The 15,397-nt window shown below is 49.4% G+C and carries 16 protein-coding genes; 5 read left to right on the top strand and 11 right to left on the bottom strand.

Translation table 11 applies throughout. The annotated features are described in order from the left end of the window. The gene (locus J3369_RS15975) at window positions 1–1,197 is read right to left on the bottom strand and encodes an Nramp family divalent metal transporter (RefSeq protein WP_349588683.1); all 1,197 of its coding nucleotides are present in this window, start codon (window positions 1,195–1,197) and stop codon (window positions 1–3) included. Between the two features lie 82 nt (window positions 1,198–1,279). Between J3369_RS15975 and J3369_RS15970 the strand changes: the two genes are divergently transcribed. Further along, on the top strand, window positions 1,280–1,936 hold the full coding sequence (locus J3369_RS15970; protein ID WP_303572774.1) for a UPF0149 family protein: 657 nt from the start codon (window positions 1,280–1,282) through the stop codon (window positions 1,934–1,936). Window positions 1,937–1,959: 23 nt separating this feature from the next. On the opposite strand, the gene J3369_RS15965 is transcribed toward J3369_RS15970, so the two are convergent. From J3369_RS15965 to J3369_RS15955, 3 genes are all read right to left on the bottom strand, one after another. After that, the gene (locus tag J3369_RS15965; RefSeq protein ID WP_119502301.1) at window positions 1,960–2,178 is read right to left on the bottom strand and encodes a hypothetical protein; all 219 of its coding nucleotides are present in this window, start codon (window positions 2,176–2,178) and stop codon (window positions 1,960–1,962) included. Window positions 2,179–2,252: 74 nt separating this feature from the next. Continuing rightward, entirely contained in the window at window positions 2,253–2,678 is a 426-nt protein-coding gene (gene hemJ / locus J3369_RS15960) for a protoporphyrinogen oxidase HemJ (RefSeq protein ID WP_119502300.1), read from the bottom strand. Between the two features lie 12 nt (window positions 2,679–2,690). Continuing rightward, on the bottom strand, window positions 2,691–4,367 hold the full coding sequence (locus J3369_RS15955) for a chloride channel protein (RefSeq protein WP_303572775.1): 1,677 nt from the start codon (window positions 4,365–4,367) through the stop codon (window positions 2,691–2,693). Window positions 4,368–4,473: 106 nt separating this feature from the next. On the opposite strand from J3369_RS15955, the gene J3369_RS15950 reads away from it, so the two are divergent. After that, the gene (locus J3369_RS15950; RefSeq protein WP_349588679.1) at window positions 4,474–5,217 is read left to right on the top strand and encodes a DUF6776 family protein; all 744 of its coding nucleotides are present in this window, start codon (window positions 4,474–4,476) and stop codon (window positions 5,215–5,217) included. Window positions 5,218–5,226: 9 nt separating this feature from the next. On the opposite strand, the gene J3369_RS15945 is transcribed toward J3369_RS15950, so the two are convergent. From J3369_RS15945 to J3369_RS15935, 3 genes are all read right to left on the bottom strand, one after another. Beyond that, the gene (locus J3369_RS15945; RefSeq protein WP_349588676.1) at window positions 5,227–5,757 is read right to left on the bottom strand and encodes a CC0125/CC1285 family lipoprotein; all 531 of its coding nucleotides are present in this window, start codon (window positions 5,755–5,757) and stop codon (window positions 5,227–5,229) included. Between the two features lie 89 nt (window positions 5,758–5,846). Beyond that, window positions 5,847–7,565, bottom strand: a complete 1,719-nt coding sequence (locus tag J3369_RS15940; protein WP_349588674.1) for a bifunctional protein-serine/threonine kinase/phosphatase — start codon at window positions 7,563–7,565, stop codon at window positions 5,847–5,849. Between the two features lie 11 nt (window positions 7,566–7,576). Further along, the gene (locus tag J3369_RS15935) at window positions 7,577–9,049 is read right to left on the bottom strand and encodes a NarK family nitrate/nitrite MFS transporter (protein WP_349588671.1); all 1,473 of its coding nucleotides are present in this window, start codon (window positions 9,047–9,049) and stop codon (window positions 7,577–7,579) included. A gap of 480 nt (window positions 9,050–9,529) precedes the next feature. Between J3369_RS15935 and erpA the strand changes: the two genes are divergently transcribed. Further along, on the top strand, window positions 9,530–9,874 hold the full coding sequence (erpA, locus tag J3369_RS15930; RefSeq protein ID WP_119502295.1) for an iron-sulfur cluster insertion protein ErpA: 345 nt from the start codon (window positions 9,530–9,532) through the stop codon (window positions 9,872–9,874). 130 nt (window positions 9,875–10,004) lie between these two features. Beyond that, the gene (locus J3369_RS15925) at window positions 10,005–10,577 is read left to right on the top strand and encodes a glutathione S-transferase family protein (protein ID WP_349589189.1); all 573 of its coding nucleotides are present in this window, start codon (window positions 10,005–10,007) and stop codon (window positions 10,575–10,577) included. A gap of 3 nt (window positions 10,578–10,580) precedes the next feature. Here the strand turns inward: J3369_RS15925 and J3369_RS15920 are convergent, their stop codons facing one another. Continuing rightward, the gene (locus J3369_RS15920; protein ID WP_349588669.1) at window positions 10,581–11,519 is read right to left on the bottom strand and encodes a D-2-hydroxyacid dehydrogenase; all 939 of its coding nucleotides are present in this window, start codon (window positions 11,517–11,519) and stop codon (window positions 10,581–10,583) included. 95 nt (window positions 11,520–11,614) lie between these two features. Then, window positions 11,615–12,928, bottom strand: a complete 1,314-nt coding sequence (locus tag J3369_RS15915; protein ID WP_349588666.1) for an OapA family protein — start codon at window positions 12,926–12,928, stop codon at window positions 11,615–11,617. Between the two features lie 181 nt (window positions 12,929–13,109). On the opposite strand from J3369_RS15915, the gene tyrS reads away from it, so the two are divergent. Then, window positions 13,110–14,312: a tyrosine--tRNA ligase gene (tyrS, locus tag J3369_RS15910; RefSeq protein ID WP_349588664.1), complete on the top strand. Its 1,203-nt coding sequence runs from the start codon at window positions 13,110–13,112 to the stop codon at window positions 14,310–14,312. Between the two features lie 95 nt (window positions 14,313–14,407). On the opposite strand, the gene J3369_RS15905 is transcribed toward tyrS, so the two are convergent. Together J3369_RS15905 and J3369_RS15900 are read right to left on the bottom strand one after the other, a co-directional pair. After that, on the bottom strand, window positions 14,408–14,995 hold the full coding sequence (locus J3369_RS15905) for a GNAT family N-acetyltransferase (RefSeq protein WP_349588661.1): 588 nt from the start codon (window positions 14,993–14,995) through the stop codon (window positions 14,408–14,410). Beyond that, the gene (locus J3369_RS15900; RefSeq protein WP_119502290.1) at window positions 14,992–15,381 is read right to left on the bottom strand and encodes a DUF2721 domain-containing protein; all 390 of its coding nucleotides are present in this window, start codon (window positions 15,379–15,381) and stop codon (window positions 14,992–14,994) included. Before J3369_RS15900 ends, J3369_RS15905 begins: the two co-directional genes overlap by 4 nt. Between the last annotated feature and the right edge of the window lie 16 nt (window positions 15,382–15,397).

Here is a 15,397-nt window from a genome sequence, read left to right as displayed (position 1 = left end):
TCACAAAAACAGTGAGGCGACTTTATACAGCCCGAGACATACGACAAACAGCACGATTGCAGCACCGGTGAGGTTGCTGAACATGCTGTTTCTGTATGTGGCAGGCAGTGATTTCCGGTTCATGACGGCTAATAAAAATACCGCAATAAAGGGCAGAAGCAGCCCGTTAGTGGCCTGAGCGAACAAAATGGCGAGTAATGGTTTAATGCCGATGCTGGCGATAATCACACCACTCAGAATTACTACCAGCCACACTCCTTTAAATAACCGGCCTGTCATATCCGTTGGTTTACCCAAAGCACCGCACACCGCGTAGGATGCTGCCAGAGGGGCGGTTATGGCGCTGGTGAGACCGGCAGCGAACAAACCGGCGGCAAAAAACCACTGTGCGTAATCCCCGAGTACCGGCGCAAGCTGACGACTCATATTACCTGCATCAAGAGATTCACTTTGTCCGTAAAACGCGGTCATCGCGGTGGCAACGATAATCATCGTAATAATGCCCCCGAACCCGATAGCAGTCACAGATTGCTTCCTGCAGGCCTTCAGAACGGCATCGTCGTTTGTTTTCCCGTACTGCTGTGCCACAAGGCTGGCATGTAAGAACAGGTTGTAAGGGACGATAGTGGTACCCACAAGAGCCAGTACCATGGTAATCGTGCCGGCATCAAGTTGCGGATGAAGAAGTTGACTGAGCATGGCAGACCAGTCCGGCCCGGCAAAAAACAGGGTGATGACAAACACCAGCGCCATGATGGCAACCAGTGACACCAGCACTGACTCAATTAATTTATACTTTCCGGTGTACAACAACAGCGCTGCAAGTGCGCCCAGGATGACAGCCCATTGAGACGTACCTAACGGAGTAATGGCATCCAGGCCTATGGCTGCTCCGGTAAGGTTGCCGGATTCATAGGCCGCATTGCCAATACCGATGGCGGACACAATCAAAGCCGCAATGGTAATGCGTAAGGCTTTATTTTCTGTCAGTGTCATTAAGGCATCCGACAATCCCTTTCCGGTTCCTGTGCCCAGCCGCGCAGCCATATCCTGCAATACCATAGTGGCTATTACAGAAAACAGGAGTGCCCAAACAAGGTGAAAACCAAAACCTGCGCCGGCCATGCTGGCCGTTGTTACTGTTCCCGGACCAATAAAAGCCGCCGCAACAATATAGCCTGATTTGTCACTTGCCATACTGCGTACTCCATTTAAGTGTTATTGTTATAGTGTATGCAGCATAACGATTCTTCGTGGTTAATCAAAGTGTTCAGAATAAATGGAAAATAACAGCACGCCGTTTTTATCATTATTTGCAGAACCGGCTCTGGCGGCTTTGCTCCCGTCGCAATGCCATTGTCGCGGATTCATTTTCGCTGTGGCAACCAGTCCTGAAATTCCTATGCCCGAACAATGGATGCCCTGGCTGGTGGCGAATGCGCCAGTGGCGGCTTCTGATGTCTCGTTTGAACACATGGCAGAGGGCCTGATGGACGGTTTAAGGCAGAACTTACAAGCGATGAGAAATAATACGTCGTTGCTGCCCGGAGTTTGTCAGTGGCATGACAATGCCGAAGAGCGCAAGGAGTTAACGGCATGGCTTAACGGTTTGCTCAGCGCCCATGGCAGGCTTGAACCGGTATGGCAAAAAGCATGGCAACTGGCTGTGGCAAACCCTGAGAAAGATAAAGGCGTGAAGGGAAGCGAAGATCCTGCAAAGCGGCTGTCCCGCTGTCTCAAGTTATTTTCAACTCTGGCGAATCCCGGTCTCGCAATGGAAAGGCGTACAGATGAACAGGCAGCGGCTTTGCAGCAGCATCTTCCGCAACTGGCTGCACAGTTACCGGCGATGCTGAAAGAGTATGTTTTCCTGGCCGGTGAACTGGCCGGCGTTTTGCCTGATCAGTTTGAAACTTTTGTGCAGATGAAAGAGTAGGGCTTCCGCCGGCTTGAAAAGCTTTACTTAAGTCGCTGGGCGAGATTGTGACGCATTGAGCTGATGTAACTGTTCAGTTCCACCCGCGCCGCTTCATAGGCGTCGTTGAGTTCGTCTGAATCCGGTTCTTTCAGAAGCGCCTGAAAAGCCTCATCGGTCTTTTCCAGTAAGGACTTCAAATGTTCGTTACTCACATCCATGTCTTGGTTTGCCTTGTCACGTTTCCGGAGAAAATTCGCCACAAAATTGCTTCCTTTAATTTTATGACAACGATATCGCTTAGGATAAAGCGGGTTAAACTGGCCTGCTAATGGTTTTAGAACGGTTTAACGACAGCTAAGATCACAATTGCCAGTAAAAGTAGTACGGGTGCTTCATTTAAAAAACGGTAAAACTTCGGCGACCGGGTATTTTCGTCGCGGGCAAATTGATTAACCAGTTTAAATAAATAGAAGTGATATGCATAAATGGCAAGTAAAAGCGTTAGTTTAACATGTAGCCACGCTGAAGCCCGGAACCAGGCCATGCCGTAAACGTAAATCAGGGACACACCGAATATAAGTGTTAATATGGCAAAAGGCGTGACAAAAAACCATAGCCTTCTTTCCATTATTTTAAATTGATCGCGAATATTTTGTTCTTTTGCTTCTGCATGATAAACAAACAGCCGCGGAAGATAAAAAATTCCCGCCAGCCAGGCGACCATAAAAAAGATGTGTAACGCTTTTAACCACAAAATCATAACCGGTTTCCGTTAATACTGTGCTCTTTGCAGGAAGGTTTGCAGAATGTTCCAGGTAATTACCCCTTTGACTTCCTGCACAGACTGGTCGTATACATACACTGCTCCGCTCCGGCCGTTTTTCAGCTTTTCGTACACTTCGTGCAACGTGGCCTGACTGCTGACACCTTCCATACTGAAATAACTTAATGGGTGTGCATTATGGTCCAGACTGACATCGTATTGAACCAGTTTGTAATGCACATCCAGCTCTGTACGGGATTTCTGTACCACCACGTAAGTGGGATTCTCAGACAGATAATTTTCGATAGCCTGTTCCGGCGCATCCAGGAACAGTTTGTATTCGGTGGTCATGGCTGCCAGCACACCGGTTTTTTCCAGTGCTTCGCGGATAGAGGTCACGGCATACGGCAGATTCTGATAATCGAGCTGGCGGATGAAGATTGACCGGTTGCCTAAAAACTGGGTGGCCGTAACGTATGCCGGTACAATCACCAGCATGGCCGGCAGAATAATTTCCGGACTGTACGACAACTCCATCACTGCCGACAGTGCTGCAAGGGGAGCATGCAGTACTGCTGTAAGCATGCCGGCAACGCCGAGCAGGGCAAAGCTGCTGGTGTAATCATCAACGTCTACCAGCGATTGCAGGGGCATTAACAGTACAGAGCCCGCCAGCATACCAATCACCATGACCGGTCCGATAATACCCCCCGGGACGCCCAGTCCGATGGCAAAAATCGCCAGGATCAGTTTGGCCGAAAGAATCGACAGGAGTAGTAAGGTGCCAGGATGGGTGTGGAAAAGATGGTCCACGTCATCAAAGCTGGCGCCTAAACTTTCCGGCAGAAAGATGCCGATGGTACCGGTGATAAGCGCAGCAAGAATGAGTCGCCAGATCATATTAATCGGCCGGAAAAATTGCATTACCCGCATCAGTTGAGAATTAAATAAGGTTGCCAGCGCACCAAGAGCAATGCCAAGGAAAATGAAATAGAAATACATCCATTCATCAAAGGCGGCGATAGCAAGAAAGGATAACTCGTTCACTTCCCCGAACACCATACGGGTGAGCACCGAACCTATGGCTGCCGCCAGCATCACCGGTACGAAGATGTGAATTTTATATTCTCTGAGCACCACTTCCATTACAAAGATGACCGCGGCAAAAGGAGTGTTGAATGAAGCCGATATACCGGCTGCAATGCCGCAACCCGCCAGTATACGAATACTGTTATAGGGAAGACGCAACCACTGGCCAAGGAAGCTGCTGCCAAATGCACCAAGGTGTACAGACGGCCCTTCACGGCCAACAACAAAACCGCCGGCCAGCGCCAGCATACCGCCAAAGAATTGATTAATTGTGGTTCGGAACGGGATCAGTCCGTAGTGATGTTTAACACGGTGGATAACGAAAGGAATGCCGAGGCGGTAATGTTTGAACCCCGTGATCCAGGCAATGATCAGGATGCAGGCGACTGCGCACAGCGGCATCAGGAACCACACCATCCATTCATCGGAAACCACTTGCTTTAACAACGTAAGCGCACTACCTTGCACCCATTCCACACATAACCGGAACAGGATTATCAGGCCGGCAGCAATGAGGCCTCCCACAATGCCCAGCATACACACCTGAACGGAGGTTCTGGGATGGGCTAGTTCCTGGCGAAGTGCTGAAAGTCGCATTAAAGTGGCTTATCCTTTTGCTGTGGCGTTATTCTATCATAAGTCACTGCTTTTCCTATCAAGTAGTGTGCCTGTTTGTTGGTTTAAAATTGAATAAAGAAGAACAATGAAGTTACCGTTACAACGCGCTGAATTAATCCAAAAATGGGGGCTGTACAGGTTTACCCTGGCCTGTGTGGCCGGATTGTTGTTTATGCTGGTCACGGGTTATCAGCTGGCGCAGTTTCAGCAGCAAAACGAAGAAAAAGTCGCGCTGAGTGAAAAGCAGACCCGGCAATATCTGGAAGATGAAAACGCAGCGTTACGAAAACAGGTTGCTGCATTGCAGGTGGAAAGCGTGATGGCAGCCAGCTCGGTGTCATCGTACAAGAAGATGCTCGAAGCCAGAGAGCTGCAGGGGCGTTCTTTGGAAGAACAGCTCAGCTTTTATCAGCGGGTGGTTGCTCCTGAAGTGACTCAGGACGGCTTTTTCATCGACGGGATCCAGGTATCTCCCCTGGCCAGCGATAACCGTTACCGGATCAAGGCGGTGTTACTTCAGCAAAATGAAAATAAAGCCATGCTGAAAGGTGAGCTTGCGGTACTCATTAAAGGGAGTCTGGGTGGAAAACCTCACGAAATTAAAGCCGGTGAGGGGGGATTTCTACCCAATGGAAACATCAAATGGGGATTTAAGTTTTTCCAGACCGTTGATGAGGAGTTCACACTACCGGCGGGATTTATTCCTGAACAGATTGTGTTTTCCACAGAGGTATTTCAATGGAAAAGTAAACGGGGAGAGTATATCAACAGCGTAAACTGGATTGATGTATACGACTCCCCGCCAGAGGAGGGGAGTCTGGACAGTTAAACGTTAGTTTTATTCTGTTTCCAATTGCATCAGCAGGTTGGTTTTTACCTGCTCAGCATTAAAGGTTTCGTTGTCTTCCGGCGCGGTGCCTTTACCCATCTTTATATTCAGCGTACTCTCAATTTCACTCTGCTCACGGCCGCCGATAAAAACACCGGTGGAAACCATGGTCTGAGGCTGCCAGCTTGTCCGGCAGGTAAGTGCACCGCATTCAGTCACCCTGGCGTAGCGCTGTGAAAACATCGTCTCAGGACCCGTCGGCACGGTCTCTTTATCCACGAGTGTTTCGCGCTCCGTTACCGTAAACCAGTCATATTGATTTTCCAGCGTAATTTCAGCAGCTCGAAGCATGGCGTAATCCATGGCTCTGGTTTTATCTGAGCCTCTGGCTTTGAAGTACACACGGTATTGAGCATCAGTAAGTTTGGTTTCCGTATAACCGAAGCCGCCATTCGAAGCTTCGCGGTATGCAGGCTGGCTGGCACAGGCGGCCAGCGTAAGGGTAAGGGCAACAATTAGTAATGATGTAACTTTATTCATTAGTGTCTCCTGCGCCTGATTGTCAGGCTGTCATAACATCACTGTTTTTTACAGAAAACTAAAGAATAAGTTCAGTCACGGTTAACGCATCAGCGGTTGAGCAGCCAGGTCAGCCACACAATGACCCCGCAAAGTACGCCGCAAATCATTTGCCAGAACAGGACGGGATTGCGCTCCAGCAAAGGAGAGAATGTTTGTTCACTGACAATGAGATCTTTCGGATTACTTAACGCGGTTTCGAACTCAGAATAGGCATTAAACCGCTTCTCCCGTTCCGGTTGCGTGGCTTTTTTCAGGCAGATATCCAGCCACGCCGGCAGATCGGGACGAAACGATTTCAGGCTGCGGTACTTGTATTCAAAGACGTTGGCCGGAATGTAATCTTTGAATTTAAAGGGCTGATACGGGAGTTCGCCGGTGAACATTTCGTACACCACAACCCCGAGAGAAAACAGGTCGGATTGGAAATCGCTCTGGTTGTCGATCAAAAATTCCGGCGCAATATAGTTTACCGATCCCACCGGGTAGTCTTCCTGTTCCTGTTCACCGGTTTCCAGCAGAGCCTTTACCTGTACAGTACCGAAATCAATGATTTTGACTTCACCGGTATCGGTAAGCATGATGTTTTCCGGTTTGATGTCGCGGTACACCATATCATTACGCTGAAATACTCTGAGTCCGGCAATAATCTGTTTAACGATGCGGCGTACCTTTTCCGGGGCGGGTTTCGGATTATCAATCATCCACTGTCGCAAGGTGATCCCTTCAACGTATTCGCAGATGTGATAAATAAATCTGGCATTCTCAGGCCGGGGAAAGACCTTCATCACGGCGGGGTTATCCAGGTGTTTGCCTATCCACTCTTCCCGCAGAAAACCCTTCAGATGGGTGGGATCGTCTTCAAAATACTCCGTAGGCGTTTTTAAGCCGTACACTTTACCGGTTTTTTCATCGGCGACTTTGTACAAACTGGAGCGGGTACCATTAAAAAACTGTTCAATCACCCGGTAACCGTCAACTTTGTGACCGGGTTCCAGCGGCGGCAACAGGCGCAAGGAATCCAGCATTGCATCTGCATCCGCGGCATCACCGGCGGGCAAATCATTCACCTTTACCAGCAGGCAGGTTGTGTTGTCGTCGCTGCCTGCTTTCAGGGCTGCACTGACGATATTAAATGCCGTTTGTTCGAGATCATTGGTGTGACTGTCGAGATGATGACGGATTTGCCTTGAAGACAAAAAGTTAGTAACGCCGTCGGTTGTCAGTACGTAAATTTCATCTTTATTCAGCGCAAAACGGGAAAAATCCACATCCAGTTTTGCCTCCAGCCCGATGGCCCGTGTAAGAACAATATTGCTGCCCTGTCTGGCTGAATGATCACGGGTGAGTTGTTCCAGGTTGCCCTGCGAATAGCGGTAGATCCGGCTGTCTCCCACGTGAAGCATAAATCCGCAGCGGGATTTGAATATCACGCTGCTGAGCGTAGTCAGCATCTGGCTGTAGCCACCGTGAGAATAGTCATACTGCCCGTGACACCAGCGGTTAAGGCTGTTAAGTACCTGGCCTGCGGCGCGCTGAACGGTCCAGCTTGCCGGGGTTTGCATGTAGTCGTGAATAAAGTTGGTGACGGCTGTGTTAGCCGCTTCCTTTGCCCGTGTACAGGCAGACACGCCGTCGGCAATGGCGACGGCGATACCTTTGTCTTTTACTGTGTGGTCTCTGGCCTGCCAGGCCGCAAAGGCATCCTGATTTTCATCTTTGATGCCCTGCGTGCTGTAACCGCCAAAACTGAGATCTAATTGTGACAAACGGAAGGGTCCTAGTGTGAACCTACCTGAATAAGTTCAACTGTACCATCTTCATTGACTTCGGTAATAGTACCTCCCGGTTCACGCATGAATAGCAGTGCTACAAAGCCCAGTGCAGCAGTGGCACTGATCACCAGGAAGAAGACGGAGGCATCAACAAAAGAGTAAACCGTTAAATAAGTCACTGCACCCACATTACCGTAAGCACCTGTCATACCTGCTATCTGGCCAGTCAGGCGACGCTTGATGAGGGGGACTACGGCAAATACAGCACCTTCACCGGATTGCACGAAGAAAGAACAGGCCATAACGGCAAGGACTGCCAGCCAGACGGGCCATTGACCGGTAATATGGCTTAACGTGAAGTAGCCCAGTGCCAGACCGGCGGTGAGGATAAGCAGCGTTTTTTTACGGCCGAATTTGTCAGAAATTAAGCCACCGCCGGGGCGGGACATCAGGTTCATAAATGCATACATACCCGCCAGCAGGCCGGCTGTTGCCATTGACAGTTCAAAGGTTTCAGCAAAAAAAGCCGGTAACATTGAAACTACTGCCAGTTCTGAACCAAAGGTCGCAAAATACAGGATGTTCAGAACCGCAACCTGTTTAAACTCATAACGGTGTTCAGGAGCAACCGGCGTTTTAAATATTTCGCGGTTCACTTTGAAGGTAGACCAGGCATCAAAAAGATACAGCGCAGCCAGTAGCACATAGAGGGTTACCGCTACACTTTCGCTGAGCATGGCTACGCCTTGCGGGGATAATTTCCAGTTCAGTAGTGCCAGCGCGGCATACATAGGTGTTTTCATCACCAGCAGAAAGAAGAAATCGCCTTTACTGGTGACTTCCATCCCACCCAGGTTTTTCGGACGGAAGTAAGTCGAGCCTTTGGGCGTATCTGTGACGTTGGTGAAGTAAATCACACTGAAGATCAGGCAAAGTACTCCGGTAAGGGCAACGGCGTAGCGCCAGCCATCATCACCGCCAAACAGCAGTGCCAGCGACGGCAACGTAAATGCTGCAGCCGCAGAACCAAAGTTGCCCCAGCCACCATACACACCCTCGGCAGTGCCCAGTTCTTTAGGAGGGAACCACTCACTGACCATACGAATACCAATTACAAAACCTGCGCCGATAAAGCCCAGAGCAAAACGGGCAATGGCTAACTGAGTGAAATTGTCGGCGAAGGCAAATACAAAACAGGGCACAGAGCAGACGGCAAGCAATGCGGAGTAGACGATGCGGGGGCCGTATTTATCAGTGAGTGCACCAATGATCACTCGGGCCGGAATGGTCAGCGCCACATTGAGGATCAGTAAGGTCTTCCATTCTTCAATGCTCAGCCCCATATCATTCATGATCACCTGTTTAAGCGGTGCCATGTTGAACCACACCACGAAGGTCACGAAGAAGACCATCCATGACAGGTGGAGAATTTTCATTTTTCCGGTGAAGGAGAAAAGATTAAATTTTTCAACACTCATTGATTGTGCCCTTAAATAAAAAAGCCCGGCGCTGATAGTTCAACGCCGGGCATCATTGCCTGATAACAGATTGTGTCACATCCGGTCTTCGGCCGGCTCTGTGGTAAAAACTCATTATGCTGGAAAGCATGGGATGTTAACCCGACATAGAGTTAGCGAAAACTATGCCTGTTTTTTTAATACATAATTTCAATGAGTTAGAGATTCAGCCGGACACGTTACCCGTGCTGGTTGCATTGTTTTGGTGCGCTCGTCTTCGTGTGGTGCAAACGAATGTTGTTTTCAGCAGTTTCCGGTCAGAGTCGCGGAGCACAGAATTGTGCGGATTAGTTGATTGATTTGGTCAGGTATTAGATAATTAGCCATATCCCGTTCACCGGCTCTGCTACTGAGCTGATGTGTGGTCCCGGCCTGTTCAGGTTTGTGAGACGTTCAGGGATGTTTTCAGGGCGAAAGCCCGGGGTATTTAGCGAGGTAACTATGTCTGTAGAAATGGCGCTGCCAATCGATTTTTCTGATTCTGCTGCGAAGAAAGTGAAAGAGCTGGTCACAGAGGAAGAAAATCCGAATCTGAAATTGCGTGTGTATGTCACTGGCGGTGGCTGCTCGGGCTTTCAGTATGGCTTCACTTTCGACGAGAAGGTAAATGAAGGTGACATGACCATCGAAAAAGACAGCGTTACGCTGGTGGTCGACCCTATGAGCCTGCAATATCTGGTGGGCGGTACCGTTGATTATGTAGACGGTCTGGAAGGTTCCCGGTTTCTGGTGGATAACCCCAACGCCACAACCACCTGCGGGTGTGGTTCAAGCTTCAGTATCTGAGCATCCTGTAACTCATCATTCTCTCAGGTGCACCGGTCTGATTTAACCTGTGCACCCTGTACCATTTTCCGGTTATACCCGTTACTGTGTAGTCATCACTTTGTTCTCAATGTTGCTGAGGAATTTTATGATGAAACTGTACGGCTCCGTTACATCGCCTTATGTTCGCCGCATCCGCATCGTGCTGTCTGCTACAGAGCACGAGTTTATTAATCTGAACATCTTTGAGGGTGAGGGCCGGGACATACTGGCATCTAAAAATCCTACTCTGAAAGTGCCGTGTCTTGAAGATGATGGTCAGTTAATCTTCGACTCCCGTGTGATCCACAGTTATTTGCTGGCAAAGCTGGATCTGCCACCTCTGAGCTGGGACCAGGAAAACCAGTTGACGATGATTGATGGTGCCAACGACTCATTTGTTCAGCTTTTCATGCTGAAGCGTTCAGACATTGAGGCCACTAACGATCAGTTGTTTGTCCGCCTGCAGAAAGAACGTATTGCTTCTACGCTTGGCTTGCTGAATGAAATGGTCAGTGCCGGCGAGTTTGATGGCTGGGGTTATCCGTCGGTGGCGCTGTTTACACTTATTGACTGGGTTGAGTTCCGTGAACTGCATCCCCTTACCGGTCTTGATGCGCTGAAAGCCTTCCGCGAACAGCACATTGACCGGATAGAGGTCACCGCTACTGACCCCCGCGGATAAACACTAATAGCCCCGTGTAAAATCGAACTGATGCATCAGGGGCTTACAGGATAAATAACGCTGTAAGTTATCTGCAAATAGCGCAGCCACATCGGCAGGACGGGATTCCGCCGCAGTGTGCTGCGTTATTTTGATTTTAGGGTGTTGCCAGAATGGGTGTGAGGCTGGCAATGGTTCTTCATTAAAGACATCCAGTACCGCGGCTCTCAACTGCCCGTTATGCAGTGCGGAGAGCAAATCCGCTTCAACGATGGCAGAGCCACGCCCGGCATTAATCAGTACACAGTCACCGGACAACCCGGAAAAGAAGTCTGCATTCAGTAAACCCCTTGTGTCCGGCGTATCCGGCATCAGGTTCAGTACAAAATCGCACCGGCCGGCAAACTCATACACCGACGCCTGCGTGTACATCGCTGTGTAACCTGCTTTCGGTTTACCACTGCGGCTTAGCCCGATGACATTCAACCCGAATACTTCTGCCACCGGCAATAATGCATCCGCAATGGAACCCGCGCCGGTGATCCCGAGCGTTTTACCCTGCAAACGGGCATAGCGGGGAGGTGACCAGACAGCATTGCGTTGTGCTTGTGCATAATCATCAACAGAGCGGGAATAGTGCAACAGCCAGGTAAACACATATTCCCTCATCTGTACCCCGAAAATCCCCTTTGCTGCTGTCAGCAGATAGTCTTGTCTGTCCAGCGCCAGTAAGGGCCTGTTGCCGGCCCAAACCGACTGACACCATTTCAGTGCCGGCATTTTGGGGATCACTACGGCAGCGAGGTCCGGATCCGCCAGCAGAATGGTGACACTGTCTTTGTCCACATCCCCGGGCTCCGTTGTAATGCAATCAAGTACCACGTTGTCAGAAAGTAATGCGGGGATCAACGGCGCATATTCCTTCGCTTCATTGCTGAGCACTGCCAGCTTATGGGTGTTCATAGTGCATACCGGTTGTTGTTTATATTTCATTGTGCGGGAACAAAAATGCCCGCATAGCGGGCATTTTCAGTATGTTCATTGTCTGCGCGACAGGCTTATTTCATCGCCAGCATCAGACGTTTGGTGTTATCCAGCTGACCTAAGCGTACCTCAGCAATTTTCATAAAGGCGTCTTTTTCTGATGAGTCTATAGGACGCGCTTTCGGCAACTCTACGGTTCTGGGGTTGCGGTGTACACCGTCTACCAGGAATTCATAGTGAAGGTGAGCGCCGGTTACCATACCCGTCGAACCAAGATAGCCTACTGTCTGGCCCTGTTTCACCGTGTCACCACGCTTTACACCACGCTTTTTAAGGTGCAGGTACTTAGTAACGTATTTCTCACCATGCTGAATGAACACGTAGTTACCGTTAAAGCGGTTATACGACGCTTCAATAACCTTGCCGTCACCGGCGGCCATGATTGGCGTACCGACGGCTGCCACGTAGTCTGTACCGTTGTGAGATTTCCAGCGTTTCTGCACCGGGTGGAAACGGGCTTTAGTAAAGTTGGAACTCACGTATTTGAAGTTTATCGGCGCACGTAAAAAGCTCTTACGCATGCTGCGGCCTTCCGGCGTGTAGTAATTGCCGTCATCGTGCTGGATAGCAACAAAGCGCTCACCCTGATTCACAAATTCAGCGGCAACAATATCGCCGTAACCCACGAATTCACCGTCGATATAGTTTTCTTCATACACGATATTGAACAAATCGCCCTGACGGATACCCATAGCGAAGTCAATATCCCAGCCGAAAATGCCCGCAAGGTGCATGATCTGATTGTCGGTCAGACCGGCATCAACACCGGCATTCCAGAAGCTGGAGTCGATTTCACCCTGTGCAAAGCTGTAGCGGGTTTCGATTTCTTTCGCTTCCAGCTGGGCGGTGAGGCCATCGTCTTCAGCATTGCGCTTGATAAGCAACGCTTCTTTATAAGAAATGGCGTAACGCAGTCCGTCAAAACTGCCATCTTCACCGGCGCGCAACTGCAACTCGTCACCCGGAATCAGGGTGACCAGGGTTTTTGCCAGTTCGCCTGCCTGAGTCACGTCATAAGTATCGCGGGCAGAAAAACCTGCACGCTTAAATATTTTAGCCAGTGTGTCGCCACGGCCCACTTTGAATGTTTCCCAGCTACCCTCGTCTTCTTCGACATAGATTTCCGGCGTTTCAAGGACTGAAAGCGCAACAGGGTAACGCACACCTGCGTCTAAAATCAGGGATTCCTGATGACGACTTGCTTCGACCGGTTCAGAAGGAAGAAGAATAAGACCACCCAGTAAAAAACTGGCGATCACCAATCCGGTCCGGTGTGGTTTGGGAAGATTTTTGAATGTTTTCAGAACCACGGTAAATTTCAATCTCATATTACTGCCCAGCCTGAGAATATCGTGTTACAGCACGACTTTCCACCAAAGCACCTGTAATTTCATGATTAGATCGCACAGGAAGCCGATTTTTGACGGTCAAGTCTTTCAAAGGTTCACTGGGATGCGTAAAATGCCCCGATTAAATTTTCCCAGTAAATGTAATAAGTGTGGAACGAGCATGACCGATTGGCAAACCGCTTTAGCTGAAATTAAACGGGGTACGGATGAGATCCTGCCTGAAGAAGAGTTAATTGAAAAACTCAAGTCAGGCAAGACGCTGACCATCAAGGCTGGTTTCGATCCTACGGCACCAGACTTACATTTGGGTCACACCGTCCTGATTAATAAACTTCGCACCTTTCAGCAGTTAGGCCATAACGTTGTGTTCCTGATCGGTGATTTCACCGGTCTTATCGGTGATCCTACCGGTAAAAATGTGACACGCAAGCCTTTAAGCAAAGAACAGGTATTGGAAAACGCTAAAACGTATCAGGAACAGGTGTTCAAAATCCTCGATAAAGAGAAAACGCAGATTCGTTTTAACTCTGAGTGGATGGATGCGCTGGGTGCGGCTGGTATGATCAAACTGGCGGCCAGCCAGACGGTAGCCCGTATGCTTGAGCGTGATGACTTCAAAAAGCGTTACAACGGTGGTCAGCCGATCGCTATTCACGAATTCCTGTACCCGCTGGTTCAGGGTTATGACTCTGTTGCACTGAAATCAGATGTTGAGCTGGGCGGTACTGATCAGCGCTTTAATCTGTTAATGGGCCGTGAGCTGCAAAAAGAGAACGGTCTGAGCCAGCAGGCGGTCGTGATGGTACCACTGCTGGAAGGTTTAGACGGCGTGCAGAAAATGTCTAAATCGCTGAATAACTACATCGGTATAACTGATGCACCGAACGATATGTTTGGTAAAGTGATGTCGATTTCTGATGATCTGATGTGGCGTTACTACGACCTGCTGAGCTTCCGTCCTCTTGAAGAAGTGGCAGGGCTGAAAGCGAAGGTTGAAGCCGGTGCGAATCCCCGGGATATCAAAATCGAACTGGCAAAAGAGATCATCGCCCGTTTCCACGACGAAGCTGCAGCAGAAGGCGCGCATCAGGACTTTATTCAGCGTTTCCAGAAAAACGCTATCCCTGATGACATGCCGGAAGTGTCCGTTGCCATGGACGCTGACGGCATTGCCATCGGTAACCTGCTGAAAGAAGCCGGACTGGTGGGTTCTACCTCTGATGCCATGCGTATGATTAAGCAGGGCGCTGTGAAGATTGACGGTGAAAAAGTTGAAGATACCCGTCTGGTGATCACAGAAGCCGGTGAGGCCGTGTATCAGGTGGGTAAACGTAAGTTTGCCAGAGTTACACTGACAGCATAATTTTCCGGTATCCGCCGCAGAAATAAGAAAACCCGCATGATTGCGGGTTTTTTATTGGCTGTTGATGCGTATTTACCGTAGCGGGCAATGGCTCTTTACGGAAATACAATCATCATTTCTGCACCTTCGCATTCACAATAACCCGGACAAACAGGGCAATCATAGCCTTCATGAATGGAAGCATAACGCCATTTACCGGAGTGTCTGGCGATCAGTTTACCGCCGTTTTTACTGAAGTAACGAAAGGCACTGTTACCCGGACTACCCAGCCAGATATGGGCCAGGCCCGCCAGGGCACCCTGTTCCTTCGCTTTTTGTGTGGCGATTTCCAGCAAGCGGCTGCCAATGCCACATCCCTGCAGGCGATCGTCTACCGTATTACATTTGAAATAACACACACGTGAAGGATCCACCGGCCACTCTGCCACAGAACACCATTCGTCAGGCTGCCATTGGGAGTGGGCAAAGGTCAGTCTGAATCCGGCGATCTCACCGTTATACAGAGCAACGTAGCTGGCATTAATATTGTCGTGCCAGCCCTTATGATACATTTCTTCCAGAGAGAAATGAGACAGATAACCGTCACCCTGAATACGGTTGCCTAACAACAACAAGCCTTCAAAGTGCTCCGGCGCAAGGGGAACGTAAGTAATATCGCTTGCTGATGGCTTATTGTTTTTCATTTTTTATTATCTTTTATGCCATCCAGATGGAAATCCAGTGCTTCAACAGAGATCAGGATTTCCCGCACAGACATCCACAATGAATACATCAGACACACCAGACTGGAGGCGAAAATCCAGTTTCCGGCCAGCTGATATGTCAGGTAAATGGCAAGCATGGATAAGACACACAGGAAAAAGCTGACAACACCGGCTATCTGCATGCGTTTTATGAATAAAATGCGCTGGCGCAGGTTACGGATTTGCGCCTGTGTGTTTTCGTCGCGGTTTTCACGGGCAAAGTTACGGATTATCGTTGCCAGTGTCAGGAAGCGGTTCGTGTAAGCCAGGAGCAACAGTGAAATCGCCGGAAACAACATGGCCGGCGTAGCAATATCTATCTGCATTAACGTATCTGCTTAA

This window comes from Alteromonas sp. NFXS44 (assembly GCF_040148705.1).
Lineage (GTDB): Bacteria > Pseudomonadota > Gammaproteobacteria > Enterobacterales > Alteromonadaceae > Alteromonas.
The sequence above is the reverse complement of the archived record's forward strand: the minus strand, read 5'-3'. Positions and strand labels throughout refer to the sequence as shown.

Excerpts from the sequence above, each read along its gene's own strand:
- J3369_RS15975 (WP_349588683.1), bottom strand. The coding sequence starts at position 1,197 with ATGGCAAGTGACAAATCAGGCTATATTGTTGCGGCGGCTTTTATTGGT.
- J3369_RS15970 (WP_303572774.1), top strand. The coding sequence starts at position 1,280 with ATGGAAAATAACAGCACGCCGTTTTTATCATTATTTGCAGAACCGGCT.
- hemJ (WP_119502300.1), bottom strand. The coding sequence starts at position 2,678 with ATGATTTTGTGGTTAAAAGCGTTACACATCTTTTTTATGGTCGCCTGG.
- J3369_RS15955 (WP_303572775.1), bottom strand. The coding sequence starts at position 4,367 with ATGCGACTTTCAGCACTTCGCCAGGAACTAGCCCATCCCAGAACCTCC.
- J3369_RS15950 (WP_349588679.1), top strand. The coding sequence starts at position 4,474 with ATGAAGTTACCGTTACAACGCGCTGAATTAATCCAAAAATGGGGGCTG.
- J3369_RS15945 (WP_349588676.1), bottom strand. The coding sequence starts at position 5,757 with ATGAATAAAGTTACATCATTACTAATTGTTGCCCTTACCCTTACGCTG.
- J3369_RS15935 (WP_349588671.1), bottom strand. The coding sequence starts at position 9,049 with ATGAGTGTTGAAAAATTTAATCTTTTCTCCTTCACCGGAAAAATGAAA.
- erpA (WP_119502295.1), top strand. The coding sequence starts at position 9,530 with ATGTCTGTAGAAATGGCGCTGCCAATCGATTTTTCTGATTCTGCTGCG.
- J3369_RS15925 (WP_349589189.1), top strand. The coding sequence starts at position 10,005 with ATGAAACTGTACGGCTCCGTTACATCGCCTTATGTTCGCCGCATCCGC.
- J3369_RS15920 (WP_349588669.1), bottom strand. The coding sequence starts at position 11,519 with ATGAACACCCATAAGCTGGCAGTGCTCAGCAATGAAGCGAAGGAATAT.
- J3369_RS15915 (WP_349588666.1), bottom strand. The coding sequence starts at position 12,928 with ATGAGATTGAAATTTACCGTGGTTCTGAAAACATTCAAAAATCTTCCC.
- tyrS (WP_349588664.1), top strand. The coding sequence starts at position 13,110 with ATGACCGATTGGCAAACCGCTTTAGCTGAAATTAAACGGGGTACGGAT.
- J3369_RS15905 (WP_349588661.1), bottom strand. The coding sequence starts at position 14,995 with ATGAAAAACAATAAGCCATCAGCAAGCGATATTACTTACGTTCCCCTT.
- J3369_RS15900 (WP_119502290.1), bottom strand. The coding sequence starts at position 15,381 with ATGCAGATAGATATTGCTACGCCGGCCATGTTGTTTCCGGCGATTTCA.